Genomic DNA, 13,551 nt, shown 5'->3' on the forward strand with positions numbered 1-13,551 from the left:
TGCGGATCAGGCCGGGCGGTCAGCGCACGTCGACGTAGTCCCCGCCGGCCGAGGCCGGGGTGTTGAAGTGCTTGCCGTCGCCGTAGTGGCGGATGCGCCAGGTGCCGTCCCCGGTCGCCTTCGCCTTCAGGGAGACGTTGCCGCTCGCGTTCGACCGGCCGGTGGCCAGCTGCTTCCAGGTCGTGCTGCCGCGCGGCTGGAACTGCAGGACGACCGGAGCGTTCGCGTACGCGCGCCAGTTCCCGTCCGTGTAGTGCTGGAGCCCGCCGGTGACCGTCACGTACCCGCCCTTGGCGACCGGCTCGGGGCCGGCGTTCAGGGAGACGATCCGGGTGTCGAGGCGGGTGAGCCGGAACGAACCGGTGCTGGACTCGGCGAAGGCGTCGGTGGTGAGGTGCCGGACGCGGAAGTAGCCGCCCCGGCTCGCCGCCGAGAGCGTGAAGTCGTTGTAGTAGGCCGAGTTCACGCTCGCCCAGGCGATGGCCTTCCAGCCGCCGTCGACGAGCTGCTCCAGCCGCACGAACTGGGACGTCGGGAAGTTCGGCTCCGCCACGTACCGGGCGCGGAAGGTGCCGGAGACCGTGACCCGGCCGTCGGCGGAGAAGCCGATGGAGGTGAGGTCGGTGCGGGACTCCAGGGGGATCGCGAGCGGGCCCTCGATCTTCTGGAAGCTCAGGTACCGGTCGGGGGAGTCGACCGACCAGCCGCCCGTGTACATGCCCGCGGCGGCGACGAGTCGCGCGGTGAACCGGCCGTCCGCACGCGTGAGTACGGTCGCCGGCTTGTCCGCGCCGTACGGACCGACGATCCGCACGCGGACCGGGTGGTTCGCGACCGGTGCGTTCGCCGCCGCCGGGTCGGTCATCCGGCCGCTGATGGTGACAGTCTCGCCGTTGAGTGCCCGCTTCTTGTCGGCGGTGGCGGTGACGGCCACCTTGCGCGGCGCCCACTCGAAGACCTGGTGGTGCTGCTCCGCGGTGCCGTGGACCGTGGCGGAGTCGCCCGTGAACAGCGCCTGGAAGGTGCTCCCGGCGTCGATGTCCGCGCTGGGCATCGGGTACGGCTCCGAGGCGAACCGGCCGGCCGCGTCGGTGACCGTCAGCCGCTCGGCGCTCCGCACCGGGGTGAGCCGCGTGACCGAGACGGACTCGCCGGCCAGCGGCACGCGGTCCCCGGAGCCGGGCTGGACGCCGACGAGGGTGCCCGAGGGGCGGACGTTGCGGTTGGCGTAGGTGGGCTTGCCGGCGGCGAAGGTGAGCTCCGGGCGGAGCCGGAAGTCGAGCTGTCCGGCGTCGGTGCGGGTCTGCTTGTTGCCGAGGGAGTCGGTGGCGGTGACGTCGATGGCGTACGTGCCGAGGGCCGGGATGCGGCCGCCGTCCTCGACGAGCTTCAGCTTGGCGGTGTCCGGCAGCCGGAAGAGGTCGGCGACCGTCGGGTCCCAGGGGTCGGGCACCACGGGAAGCGTCGGGATGTCGACGAGGACGGTGTCGCCCTGCCGGATCCTGGCCGAGACGCGGGTGATCCTGGCCTGCGGGGCGTCGGTCCAGGCGGTGACCTGGAAGAGGCCGCGCTGGGTGTCGTCGGTGACGGCCCGGCCGATGCCGACGAGCGGGTCGGCCGCCGTGGCGGGCGCGGCCGTGACGGCCAGGGTCGTCGCGGTGAGCGCGGCCGTGGCCAGGCTCGCCGTCAGGGAGCGGGGGAGACGGAGGCGGAGGCGGAGGTCAGCGCGCATCGATGTACTTCGCATTCGTCTCGCTGTAGAAGTAGCTGCCCGTGGTGTTGAGGTACGTGGCCCAGGAACCGTCCTTGTAGGCGGTGGCGCGGTAGCTGAACCTGCCGCTGCTGTCGGTGGTGATGCTCTTGGTCACCCAGTACCACTGGTTCTCGCCCTGGGGCTTGAAGATCAGGGTCAGCTTGGCGCCGGCGAGCGGCTTCCACACGCCGGCGACCTTGCGCTGGACGGTCCCGGTGACGGTCATCTTGCCGTTCACCACGGGCCGGGTGGGGCTGATGGAGAAGGCGGAGAAGCGGGTGTAGGTGCGGGCCCGCTTCAGAGACGTACCGCCCTTGGCGACGAACTGATTCGTCTCCGGGTGGTAGACGCGGTAGAGGGCGCTCTCGTAGCCCTGGGCGGTGAGCTTGTAGCCGCAGTACGTGCTGTTCGTCCCGGAGCGGAGGACGCGCCAGGTGCGGCCGTTGTCCAGGGAGGCCTGGAGCTGCACGGGCTGCGTGACGGTGCAGTAGCCGTTGAACCCGCCCGTGGCGGTGACCGTCCCGTACTCGTCCAGAGTGATCGCGTACGGGGAGAACGAGAACTGCTGCGGGACGGTGATGTCGCTCCGGTCGAAGGAGCGGGAGTTCTGGATGTACGCCGAGGGCCGCAGCGAGGTGTACACGAAGTCGGTGCTGTACTGGGCCTTCGCGGCGAAGGAGAAGGTGCCGGTCGCGGAGGAGGTGGCGCCGCCCAGGACGTTCACCGCGGTCGTGTCGTTGTAGCTCGGCTCCGTGCCGGTCCCGACGACGGGGGCACCCGCGAAGGGCTTCCAGCCGTTCGGGGTGTACCGCTCCACATGCCCGGTGACCTGCACGTTCGTACCGGCGAGCACGCGGAACTTGTTCAGGTCGGCGCTGATCCGGTAGACGAGCGGGTCGACGCCCAGGGTGGGGACGTAGGCCTCGCCGTCCGGGTCGTTGACGGTGCCGGCGGTGACCACGGTCGCGGTGCCGCCCTGGACCGAGCCGTTCGGGGTGACCGGCACCGAGAAGGTGCCGTCCTCGCGGGTGGTGGCCGTGGCGTTGATGGTGCCGTAGGTGGAGGTGGCGTACGTGCTGATCTTGAGCGCCACCTTCGTGCCCTGGGGCGCGGCGGTGCGGGTGCCGGTGGCCGGGTTCCAGAGGGTCGTCTTCCCGGAGAGGACGGCCTGGCGCTGGTCGTAGCTGGTGGTGGTGCGGTTCCAGGACAGCTCGGAGACACCGACGTGCGGTCGGAACGCGTAGGTGCCGCCGGTCCACTTCTTCGTGGTCTCGCCGGGCAGCCGGTAGTCGACCCGGACCGGGTAGTCGCCGAAGGCGGTGCCCGCCGGGAGCGCGAAGGGCGCGTCGGTGATCCAGTTGTAGTTGCTCGCCGTGAGCGCCTCGGTGGAGGCGAGGACGGCGGCGTCCGGAGCGGTGGAGGCCAGCACGCTGACCTTGACCCACAGCGCGTTCGTGGGCAGGGACAGGCGGTAGCGTCCGTCGTCCAGCGTGATGCCGGACGCGCCCGTCCAGTCCGCGTGCGCGGCCGGGGCGTGGATGACGGCGGGCACGATGACGCCCGCCGAGAGAGCGAAGACGGCTGCGGCACGCACAAAGGCGTGCGGAAGCCTGCGCGTTGAGCGCGGCAAAGGGACCCCCCACAGGTCTGTGATGGCGGCGTCGCCCGTGATCGGGGCGGCCGCGTGGCAGAACTTTAGCGCTCACCTGTTGAACGTGTTCACTCCCTTTACGGGAGTGGCTGTGCGGGAGTGCCGGGGCGATCCTGGAAGGGATACCGCAGAAGGGACATCGTGGAAGGGCCGAGCCCATGGTCACCCTGCTGACGACACCCGCCGACCGCGAACTGGTCATCACCCGGACCTTCGACGCTCCGCCGGGCCTGCTGTGGGAGGCCTGGACGCGCCCCGAGCACATACGCGAGTGGTACGGGGTCTCGGCGCTGACGACGACGGTCGTCGACGTCGACCTGCGGGTGGGCGGCGCGTGGCGCTGGGGCCAGACCGCGCCGGACGGCCAGCAGATCGTCTTCTCCGGCGCGTACGAGGAGATCGTCCCGGCGGAGCGGCTCGACTACACGGAGGTCTTCGAGCAGATGCCGGACGCCGACCCGGTCCGCGTCACCCTCACCTTCGACGCGACCCCGGACGGCGGCACGGCCCTGACCAGCACCTCGCTCTGGCCGTCGAACGAGATCAGGGACCAGGCGCTGGCGGCGGGCATGGAGGCGGGGGTACGCGAACAGTACGACCGGCTCGCGGAGCACCTGCGGACCATGTGAGCGGCCCGGGCCCGTCCTGCCCACCCGGGCCCGGGCCGGATGGGCCTCAGTGGTGGAAGAGGGCCGTCCAGAGGAAGGGTTCGCCGAAGTTCGGGGACGTGGTGGGCTCGTCGTGCATGCGGCGGAGGTCGATCTCCGTCAGGTCGCCGAAGATCGCGCGCAACTCCGTGTCGGTGTAGGCGAGTCCGCCGTCCAGCTTCCCCTGCCGGTAGAACTCGGCGTCCGGCAGCTCCGAGCCCATGCCGCCCTCCCCGGCGGCGAACGCGGTGAGCGCGAAGTGCCCGCCGGGCGCGAGGACGCGGTCGAGGAGCGCGAGGTAGCTGACGCGGCGGTGCGGGGGCAGGTGGTGGAAGCAGCCGGAGTCGTAGACGAGGTCGTACGGGCCGTCCAGAGCGGCGGTGAAGGCGTCGCCGTTCACGAACCGCACTCCCTCCGCCCCGGCCTCGGCGGTGCGTTCCTCCGCCCAGCGGATCGCGGTGGCGGAGAGGTCGACGGCGTCCACCTCGTACCCGAGCGACGCGAGGTACAGGGTGTTCCGCCCGGGCCCGCACCCGAGGTCGAGGGCCCGCCCGCCGGCCGGGAGCAGGCCCCGCTCGACGTACGACACCAGGTTCTCGTCCGGCTTCGCGACGAAGAACGGCACTGGCTTGTCGCGGTCCGCGTAGAACGAGTCCCACCAGTCGGCGCCCCCCTCCGTCCACCGGTCGGCGCCGGGCGCGAAGAGTCCGTCGAGCAGGCGCAGGACGTCCTCGACCGTGCGGATGTCACGGTTGTTCAGGTCCATCGGGATCCCCCTCCGAGTCGATCTCCAGGGTAGGGGGTTGGAGGGTAAAAGCCCAGGTCAGATGGTGTGCACGGGGTTGGCTGGTGGGCGTTGGGCGGGTGCCGGGCCGTGGCGTGGGCCCGGGGGCCGGGACCGGTGTGTCCGGCCCCGTACGACCGCTCACAGGGCCGGGAAGAGGCCGTTTCGGGGCCCGCCGGGAAGGGTTTTCGGTGAGGTTCTCAGGGCGCCAGGAGAGCCGGGTCCTGGCCCGCGCGGTGGAGGGAGGCGGTGACGAAGCCGTTCGTCTTCAGGGTCTCGATCGTTTCGCGGAGGAAGACGATCGTCTCGGGGCGGCGGCCGACGGTCGTGCCGACCGCCTGGCGGATCTCCATGAAGCGGCCTTCGATCAGCCGGACGTCCGGGTGCGCGGCGGCGTACGCGGTCATCGGCTGCCGGATGCCCGCGCCCGCCTCCAGGTCCTCGGCGCGGAACACGTCGACGCCCTCGTCGCCGCGTACGACCGTCGCGTGCGCGAGGGAGCGGGAGAGGAACAGGTCGTACGCCGAGCCCTGCTTGACGCCGATCCGGACGCCCGGGGCGTCCACCTCCTCGACCGTGGTCAGGGCTGAGCCGTGCGGCACGGCGTACACGCCTTCGATGACGACGTACGGCGCGGTGAAGGCGACCTCCTTCTCGCGCGCCGGGTCGACGGCGAGGAAGCAGAGGTCGGCGCGCCCCTCCGCCATCGCCTCGAACGACTTGCGCGCCGCGTCGAAGCAGAGCAGCTCCACGGGCAGGCCGAGCCGCGCCCCGAACTCCCGGGCCAGGTCGACCGTGATGCCCGAGGGGGCGTCGGGCGTGCCCTGCGCGAGGACCGGGTTCCCGAGGTTGATCGAGGCACGCAGGGTGCCGGTGGGGGCCAGGTCGGCGGCGATGTGCGGGGAGTTCGGTGAGGTCGTCATGGGGTCAGCCTGCCTCAGGCGCGTGGTGGAGGTCGTTGAGCAGGGTCAGGTCCTCGGGAGTCAGGCGGAGGGCGCCCGCCTCGACGTTGGCGGCGAGGTGGGCGGGGTCGCCGGTGCCGGGGATGGCGAGCAGGTGGGGGCCCTGGTGGAGGGTCCAGGCGATGCGGACCTGGGCGGCGCTCGCGCCGTGGGCCTCGGCGACGGCGAGCACCTCGGGGCTCTCGGGGGCGGTGGCCCCGCCCTGACGGCCGGCCGCGGCGATCGCGTAGAAGGGCACGAAGGCGATGCCCTGTTCGCCGCAGAGGCGCACGAAGTCCTCGTACTCGGGGCGGACGCCTATCCCGTACATGTTCTGGACGCAGACGACGGGGGCGATGGCCTGTGCCTCGGCGAGCTGCTCGGGGGTGATGTTGGAGACGCCGAGATGGCGGATGAGACCGGCCTCGCGGAGCTCGGCGAGGGCGCCGAAGCGTTCGGCGATCGAATCGGTGCCGACGATGCGGAGGTTGACGACGTCGAGATGGTCGCGGCCGAGCTGGCGCAGGTTCTCCTCGACCTGGCCGCGCAGGGCGGCGGGGGTGCGCGCGTGAGTGCCCCAGGCGCCTGAGGCGTCGCGGCAGGGGCCGACCTTGGTGGCGATGACGAGGTCGTCGGGGTAGGAGCCGCCGAGGGCGCTGTTGATCAGCTCGTTCGCGGAGCGGGTGGGGGAGAAGTAGAAGGCGGCCGTGTCGATGTGGTTCACCCCGAGCTCGACGGCCTTGCGCAGGACGGCGATCGCGCTGTCGCGGTCCCTCGGTACGGCGTTCTCGACGAGGGCCTCGCCGCGCTGGGGCAGCCGCATGGCACCGAAGCCGACGCGGTTGACGGTGAGTTCGCCGCCGAGGGTCCAGGTGCCGGAGGCGGATGCGTGGGGGGTGGTGGTCGAGCCGGTGGTGGTGGTCATGGCGGGGATGATCTCCCGGCGGCGGTGTCGGCGCCAACGGGTTCCCGTGTCGGCGGGGTGTCTTTCCGTCGTCGGCTGGGGGCGGGTGAGGGCGGACGCATCAGCCGGTGGCCCCGTCGGTCCCACCGGGCCCGTCGGCCGGTGGCCTTCCCGCCGTCAGGCCTTCTCCGTCCTGGAACTCGATCAGCATCCCGCTGTCCGTGAGGAGGAACCAGCAGGCGTAGCCCTCCCCGAGGATCGCCTCGGCGTGCCGTGCCACCAGGGACGCCGGCAGGGCGATCGACGGGACCGCGAGGTTGTCCCAGAAGACGACCACGAGCTCGTCGGGTCCGGCGTGGACACCGAGGAGGGAAGCCAGTGCCTCCCCGTCGAAGCCCTCGCGCCGTTCGACGACTTCCGCACCGCGCCAGTCCAGCCGGGCGGAGCCGACGGCCCCGAACCGGTTCAGGCTCATTGAGGCGAACCGCCGCTGCTCCTCGTACGAGAGGAGCAGGACGTCCTCACCGAGGAGGCCCAGGACCTCGGCGATGTACTCCGGGTGGGTCCCGTACACCTCACGCGCGCTCATGTCTCAAGCCAACCAGACCCGGACACCCGGGGGTTGGCCCCACCCCGGACCCGCCGGTCTTCCGGATGGGAGCCGCGGGGCCGTTCCGCGAGGCTGTGCGCATGACAACGAACCGCGCTCGCAAGGCCCTCCTCCTCGCCCTCTCCGCCGCCGCCGTCGCCGGTGCCGCCCTCGCCGGGGGCGGGGCCGCTCCCGCCGCCGCGGCGGGGCTGACCTGGGGCGACTGCGCGCCCGCGGTGAAGCCGCTGCCCGGGCAGCGGTGCGCCACGCTCTCCGTGCCGCTGGACTACGCCGATCCCCACGGCGAGCAGATCGGGCTCGCCGTCTCCCGGCTGCCCAGCACGCGGCCCGAGGCCCGGCGCGGGACCCTGATGGTGATCCCGGGCGGGCCCGGCAGCTCCGGGGTGCAGCGGCTGGCGCAGAAGGGGGCCGCTCTGGCGGAGGAGATGGACGGGGCCTACGACCTCGTGGCCTTCGACCCGCGCGGGATCGGCGGCTCCGCCAAGGCGCGGTGCGGGCTCGACGAGGGCGACCGGTGGATGATGACGCTGCGCTCGTGGCCGCAGGCGGACGGCGGGATCGAGGAGAACGTGGCCCGCTCGAAGCGGATCGCCGAGGCCTGCGCCCGTAACGGCGGCGCGATGCTGCGGGGGCTGACGACGGCGAACCAGGTCCGCGACATGGACCGGCTGCGGCAGGCGCTCGGCGAGCGGAAGCTGTCGGCGTGGAGCGTGTCGTACGGGACGTACGTGGCGGCCGCGTACGCGGAGAAGTATCCGGAGCGGGCGGACCGCTGGGTCCTGGACAGCAGCAACGACCCGGACCCGAAGCGGGTGGCCCGGGGCTGGCTGGAGGGCATGGCGCGGGGCGCCGAGGACCGGCTCCCCGACTTCGCGGCCTGGGCCGTGCACCCGGACAGGGCGGACGCGGGGCTGCGGCTCGCCGAGCGGCCCGAGGACGTACGCGCGGTGATCATGGACCTGGCGGCCCGGCTCGACCGGGAGCCGCACGCCTCGGTGCTCCCCGGGGCGCCGGGCGAGCCCGCGAAGCCCGGGCCTCCGCTGACGGGGTCCATGCTGCTCCAGGCCCTCCAGCTCGCGCTCTACTCCGACGGGTTCTTCCCGTCCTTCGCGCAGCTGGTGACGGAGGCGTCCGACCCGCAGGGCGAGCCGGTGCTGCCGCGTGAGCTGGCGGGCGCGATGCCGGACGACGCGGCGGCCATCACCGTGGGCGTGATCTGCAACGACGTGAACTGGCCCGCGTCCGTCCCGGCCTACGAGCGGGCCGTGGCGAAGGACCGGGAGCGGTTCCCGCTGACGGCCGGGATGCCGGCGAACATCACGCCCTGCTCCTTCTGGAAGGGCGGTGCGGTGGAGAAGCCGGTCCGCATCACCGACCGCGGGCCGTCGAACATCCTGATGATCCAGAACCTGCGCGACCCCTCGACGCCGTACTCCAAGGGGCTGCGGATGCGGGCGGCCCTCGGCGAGCGGGCGCGGCTCGTCTCGGTCGACCACGGCGGGCACGGGGTCTACCTGGGCAACGGGAACGCGTGCGGGGACGCGGCGGTGACCCGCTATCTGACCGAGGGCGTGCGGCCGTCGGAGGACGTGCTCTGCCGGTGACGACATGAGGGGAGGGCCCGGGTGGCTGATGCCGCCCGGGCCCTTCTCGTACGTCTTCGGGGTGTCAGACCTTCGCCGGTTCCGGCTCCGGATGCGGAGCCGGGGTTCCTGCCGCCACCGAGACCTCCGCAGGAGCCTCCGTGTCGACGTCGAACTCCTCCAGGAGCTCCTTGCTGAAGCCCCAGAAGTACGTCGCCACGAACCCGACCGCATAGCCGACCAGCAGCCCGCCCGCGTAGATCGCGATCGTCTCGCCGAGGCCCTTGTTGCCGTCGAGGAGCGGGAAGAGCGCCCAGCCCGACGGGCCGATCGCGGTCGAGCCGACCGAGTCGCCCAGCATGCTGAAGAGTCCGACGAAGCCGCCGCCGAACGCGCCGCCGACGCAGGCCGTGACGAACGGGCGGCCGAGGGGGAGCGAGACGCCGTAGATCAGGGGCTCGCCGACGCCCAGGAAGCCGGCCGGGAGGGCGGACTTGATGGTGCGGCGGATGGAGCCGTTGCGCGGGAGCTTCAGGTAGACGGCCATGGCGGCGCCGACCTGGCCCGCGCCCGCCATCGCGAGGATGGGCAGGAGGACCGTGTAACCCTGCTGCTCGATGAGCGTGGTGTGGATCGGGATGAGGGCCTGGTGCAGGCCCAGCATCACGAGCGGGAGGAAGAGCCCGCCGAGGAGGAAGCCGGCGCCGGCGCCCGCGTTCGCCAGGAGCCAGTCGGCGAAGTCGCCGATGGCCTGCGAGATCTCACCGGCGACGAACATCAGGCCGAAGACGGTGACGAGACCCGAGATCAGCACGGTCAGGGTCGGGGTGACCAGGACGTCGAGGGACTCCGGCACCCAGCGGCGGCACCACTTCTCCACGTACACGGCGAGGACCGCCGCACCCAGCGCGCCGAGCACGCCGCCCTGGCCGGGGGAGAGCGTCTGGCCGAAGACGTCGATCTTCGCGACGCCCGCGAAGACGATGATGGACGCGACCGCGCCGCCGAGGATCGCCGTACCGCCGAACTCCTTCGCCGTGTTGTAGCCGACGAAGACCGCGATGAGCGCCATGAAGCCGCTCGCGATGGCCGCGAGGGCGGGGGTGACACCGGGCAGCCAGCCGAGGTTGATCAGGAGGCCGTTCAGTCCGGCGATGATGCCGCAGCCGATGAGGGCGGGGATCAGCGGGACGAAGATGTTCGCGATCCTGCGCAGGAAGAGCTTGAACGGGGTGGCGTTCTTCTCCTTCCGCGCCGCCTTCAGAGCCGCGCCCCGGTCCGCGAGTTCCTCCGCGGTGTGCTGGGGTGCCGCTTCGGCCACCAGCGCTTCGAGCTCGGGGGTCACGCGGGCGACGGTGCCGGGGCCGAGGACGATCTGGTACGTGTCGTCCTCCACCACACCCATCACGGACGGCAGGGCCTTCAGGGCCTCGTCCTGGACGAGCGAGCGGTCCCGCAGACCGAGCCGGAGCCGGGTCATGCAGTGGGCGACCGAGCTGATGTTCTCGGCGCCGCCGACGAGGGGGAGGATCGCGGCGGCGATGGCGCGGTTCTTGTCGTCTGTGCTCATGGTGCGGTGGGCCTTGCTGTGAGGGGGTGCCTTGCTGCGAGGACTACGGGGTGGGCTCGGTCGCGTGCAGCGCCGCACGCAGGTGCCCCTGGGAGACGGTGAGCCGGCGGGCGGCGGTGGGGGCGTCGACGTCGGCGAGGATCATGAGGATCGCGTTCTTCACCTCGCCGTCGGCGGCGGTGAGGGCGGCCTCGATCTGCTCGTCCGGAGCGCCGGTGGCCAGGGCGACGATCCGCCGGGAGCGGGCCTGGAGCTTCTCGTTGGAAGCGCGGACGTCGACCATCAGGTTTCCGTAGGTCTTGCCGAGCCGGATCATCGTGATGGTCGAGATCATGTTGAGGACGAGCTTCTGGGCGGTGCCGGCCTTGAGGCGGGTGGAGCCGGTGAGGAACTCGGGGCCGGGGACGACCTCGATGCCGTGCTCGGCGGCGGCGGCGAGCGCGCTGTCCGCGTTGCAGGACAGGCCGATGGTCAACGCCCCCTGCTCGCGGGCGTGTTCGACGGCGCCGATGGCGTACGGGGTGCGGCCGGAGGCGGAGATGCCGACCACGGTGTCGTCGGCGGTGAGCCCGAGCGCGGTCAGGTCCTCCACCGCGAGCTCCTTGGAGTCCTCGGCGCCTTCGACGGCCTGGACCATGGCGGAGGGGCCGCCCGCGATCAGGCCGACGACCTGGGAGGGGTCGGTGTTGAAGGTGGGCGGGCACTCGCTGGCGTCGAGGACGCCGAGGCGGCCCGCGGTGCCGGCGCCCAGGTAGATCAGCCGGCCGCCGCGGGCCATGCGCTCGGCCGTAGCGTCGATCGCGGCGGCGATGGCGGGGAGCTCGCGGGCGACGGCGGCGGGGACGGTCTGGTCCTCGCCGTTCATGATCCGGGCGATGTCCAGGGTCGGGAGCCGGTCGATCTCCGCGAGCTCGGGGCGGAACGCCTCGGTGGTGAGGGTGGCCAGCTGGGCGCGGAGCTCGGAGTACGTGGAAGTGGGCATGAGCTGCTCTTTCGGGTGCGTGGACGTCGTCGGCGTCGTTGGCGGTCGACGTGTGACGCGCTGCTGATTCGGGGGGCTTCAGCGGGTCCGGGGTGAGTGGCGGTGGGCGAGGGCTTCGTACGAGGCGGCGAGGGCAGGGGCCGCCGTCTCGTACGTACGCTGGGTGACGCAGGTGAACAGGCAGTCCACGACCAGGAGTTGGCTGGTGCGGGACGACATGGCCGCGGGGCGCAGTTCGCTCTCGCGGGCGGTGGAGGTGGTCAGGACGTGGTCGGCGTACTGCGTGACCGGGCCGTCAGGGCGGCCGGTGATCGCGACCGTGGTGGCGCCGTGGTCGAAGGCGACCCGCAGCGGTTCTATGACGTCGCCCGTCGAGCCGGAGTGGGTGATGGCGATGGCGACGTCGCCGGAGCGGAGCTGCACGGCGTTGGTGACGGCGAGGTGCGGGTCGCTGTGGGCGTGGGCGATCAGGCCGATGCGGAGCAGCTTCTGGGCGAGGTCCTGGGCGACGAGGCCGGAGGCGCCGACGCCGTAGATGTCGACGCGGCGGGCGGTCGCGAGAGCGGCGACGGCGGCGCCGAGCTGGACGGTGTCGAGTCCGGCGGCGGTGTCGGCGAGGGTCTGCTGCTCGTCGTAGGCGAGCTTGGCGACGACGTCGGCCACCGGGTCGTCGACGGCGATGTCGGCGGTGACGGCGGGCGCGCGGCCGGACTGCTGCTGCGCGGCGAGGCCGGCGAGGGCGAGGCGCAGGTCGCGGTAGCCGGGGTAGCCGAGGAGCCGGGCGGTGCGGACGACGGTCGCCTCGCTGGTGCCGGTGAGCTCGGCGAGGCCGGTGACCGTGAGGGCGGCGCAGCCGGCCGGGTCGCCGGCGACGGCTTCGGCGACCCGCTGCATCGAGCGGGTCATGGAGGGCGCGAGGGTCCGCACCTTGGCCGCGAGGGCGGCGGGCGCGGGCGGCGCGTCGCTCGTGAAACTTTCCTTCACTTCATTGGTCACACCTGAAAGATACTTTCGGGCGGGTGGGTCGACAAGACCTCTTCGGTCCCGGATCGGTCCCGGAAACGGACGGGACCTTCGTCCTCACCCGGCGCCGGGTGACAATGAGTGCATGGACGAGATCGACCCGGTGGAGCAGGCGCTGCACACCGCTCGCGCGCTGGTGATGGCCGACCTGGTGGCCCGAGAGGTGGCCGCCGCCGAGGTCGTGTCGATGGTGGAGGAATCGGTGACCCACCGCCGCTGGTGGGTCGAGCAGTGGCCCGAGGGCGTGGCGTACGTCGCGGGGCTCGTCGCCCAGGACGTCCAGGACGCCCTGCTCGAACGGTACGGACGCTGGCCCCTCTGCCCGGTCTGCTCCTCGGGCGACCCGCACGCGCTCGATGTGGAGCCGGAGCTGGGCCCGGACCCGCACTGGGTCTGCGGCAAGCAGGGAGTGGTGGTCGCGAGGGTGGGCGGCCTGACGTGAGCCGCCGACCGGAGGGAGCCCGCGCGTGAGCCTCTACATCGACCCGCCGACCTGGCCGGGCCACGGCCGCATGTGGTCGCACCTGGTCAGCGACGTCTCCTTCGAGGAGCTGCATGCCTTCGCCGCCTCGATAGGCGCCCCGCCCCGCGCCTTCGAGCGCGACCACTACGACATCCCCTCCGACCGCTACGCCGACGCGGTGGCCGGCGGCGCGGTCGAGGTCGGCTCCAAGGAGCTTCTCCGCCGCCTCACGGAGGCGGGCCTGCGCCGGCCGAAGAGCCGGCCGCCGACCGTGTGACGCCTTACCGGGAGGCGCGCACGAGGACGGTCTCCTCCGGCGGCCCGCTGAGCAGATCCGGCCCGGCGGCCAGCGCCGCCGCGAGGTGCGGGCTCTTCAGGTGCGCCTCGAAGGCGTCCCGGTCCGTCCACTCCTCGACGACGATCCAGGAGCCGGGCTCCACCGGGTCCTCGTAGGGCCGGTACGACAGGCATCCCGCCTCGCCGAGCGTCGGCCCGACCAGCGCGAGGGCCTGCTCCCGCACGGCCGCTTCCTTCCCGGGCGCTGCCTTGAGCCGCGCGATGACGGTGACGGCGGTGCCGCTGCCGGTGGTCATGGATCCCCCAGTGGATGCGTACGGATGCGCACTCGTCCGCACGGACG

At 72.4% G+C, this 13,551-nt stretch carries 14 protein-coding genes; 4 read left to right on the forward strand and 10 right to left on the reverse strand.

Annotated elements, in window-relative coordinates:
• Positions 1-19: 19 nt before the first annotated feature.
• Together SGA01_RS19735 and SGA01_RS19740 are read right to left on the reverse strand one after the other, a co-directional pair.
• Positions 20-1,732, reverse strand: coding sequence for a hypothetical protein (locus SGA01_RS19735; protein ID WP_141297767.1), 1,713 nt, complete (start codon positions 1,730-1,732; stop codon positions 20-22).
• Positions 1,722-3,347, reverse strand: coding sequence for a hypothetical protein (locus SGA01_RS19740; protein WP_141297768.1), 1,626 nt, complete (start codon positions 3,345-3,347; stop codon positions 1,722-1,724). The genes SGA01_RS19735 and SGA01_RS19740 overlap by 11 nt, the downstream gene beginning before the upstream one ends.
• A gap of 215 nt (positions 3,348-3,562) precedes the next feature.
• On the opposite strand from SGA01_RS19740, the gene SGA01_RS19745 reads away from it, so the two are divergent.
• On the forward strand, positions 3,563-4,033 hold the full coding sequence (locus tag SGA01_RS19745; protein WP_141297769.1) for an SRPBCC domain-containing protein: 471 nt from the start codon (positions 3,563-3,565) through the stop codon (positions 4,031-4,033).
• Between the two features lie 46 nt (positions 4,034-4,079).
• Here the strand turns inward: SGA01_RS19745 and SGA01_RS19750 are convergent, their stop codons facing one another.
• The 4 genes from SGA01_RS19750 to SGA01_RS19765 form a co-directional block, all read right to left on the reverse strand.
• A complete protein-coding gene (locus SGA01_RS19750; protein ID WP_141297770.1) occupies positions 4,080-4,817 on the reverse strand; it encodes a class I SAM-dependent methyltransferase in 738 nt (245 codons plus the stop codon).
• Positions 4,818-5,035: 218 nt separating this feature from the next.
• Positions 5,036-5,758 (reverse strand): transporter substrate-binding domain-containing protein, encoded by a 723-nt coding sequence (locus SGA01_RS19755; protein WP_141297771.1) that lies wholly within the window; start codon positions 5,756-5,758, stop codon positions 5,036-5,038.
• Between the two features lie 4 nt (positions 5,759-5,762).
• Positions 5,763-6,701, reverse strand: coding sequence for an aldo/keto reductase (locus tag SGA01_RS19760; RefSeq protein WP_141297772.1), 939 nt, complete (start codon positions 6,699-6,701; stop codon positions 5,763-5,765).
• Between the two features lie 100 nt (positions 6,702-6,801).
• Entirely contained in the window at positions 6,802-7,269 is a 468-nt protein-coding gene (locus SGA01_RS19765; protein ID WP_141297773.1) for a hypothetical protein, read from the reverse strand.
• 101 nt (positions 7,270-7,370) lie between these two features.
• Here SGA01_RS19765 and SGA01_RS19770 point away from each other — a divergent pair, with 101 nt between their 5' ends.
• Positions 7,371-8,894, forward strand: coding sequence for an alpha/beta hydrolase (locus SGA01_RS19770; protein ID WP_141297774.1), 1,524 nt, complete (start codon positions 7,371-7,373; stop codon positions 8,892-8,894).
• 64 nt (positions 8,895-8,958) lie between these two features.
• Here SGA01_RS19770 and SGA01_RS19775 read toward each other — a convergent pair whose 3' ends face one another.
• From SGA01_RS19775 to SGA01_RS19785, 3 genes are all read right to left on the reverse strand, one after another.
• Entirely contained in the window at positions 8,959-10,443 is a 1,485-nt protein-coding gene (locus SGA01_RS19775; protein WP_141297775.1) for a PTS transporter subunit EIIC, read from the reverse strand.
• A 43-nt stretch (positions 10,444-10,486) separates the two neighbouring features.
• Positions 10,487-11,425: an N-acetylmuramic acid 6-phosphate etherase gene (gene murQ / locus SGA01_RS19780; RefSeq protein WP_141297776.1), complete on the reverse strand. Its 939-nt coding sequence runs from the start codon at positions 11,423-11,425 to the stop codon at positions 10,487-10,489.
• Between the two features lie 78 nt (positions 11,426-11,503).
• Positions 11,504-12,421 (reverse strand): MurR/RpiR family transcriptional regulator, encoded by a 918-nt coding sequence (locus tag SGA01_RS19785; protein WP_055642130.1) that lies wholly within the window; start codon positions 12,419-12,421, stop codon positions 11,504-11,506.
• 112 nt (positions 12,422-12,533) lie between these two features.
• Between SGA01_RS19785 and SGA01_RS19790 the strand changes: the two genes are divergently transcribed.
• Together SGA01_RS19790 and SGA01_RS19795 are read left to right on the forward strand one after the other, a co-directional pair.
• Complete coding sequence (locus SGA01_RS19790) at positions 12,534-12,890, forward strand: DUF8819 family protein (protein WP_055642129.1); 357 nt, start codon at positions 12,534-12,536, stop codon at positions 12,888-12,890.
• 25 nt (positions 12,891-12,915) lie between these two features.
• Positions 12,916-13,188 (forward strand): DUF4031 domain-containing protein, encoded by a 273-nt coding sequence (locus tag SGA01_RS19795; RefSeq protein WP_141297777.1) that lies wholly within the window; start codon positions 12,916-12,918, stop codon positions 13,186-13,188.
• Between the two features lie 4 nt (positions 13,189-13,192).
• On the opposite strand, the gene SGA01_RS19800 is transcribed toward SGA01_RS19795, so the two are convergent.
• The gene (locus SGA01_RS19800) at positions 13,193-13,504 is read right to left on the reverse strand and encodes a putative quinol monooxygenase (RefSeq protein ID WP_141297778.1); all 312 of its coding nucleotides are present in this window, start codon (positions 13,502-13,504) and stop codon (positions 13,193-13,195) included.
• Positions 13,505-13,551: the final 47 nt, after the last annotated feature.

This window comes from Streptomyces gardneri (genome assembly GCF_006539185.1).
Classification (GTDB): domain Bacteria; phylum Actinomycetota; class Actinomycetes; order Streptomycetales; family Streptomycetaceae; genus Streptomyces; species Streptomyces gardneri.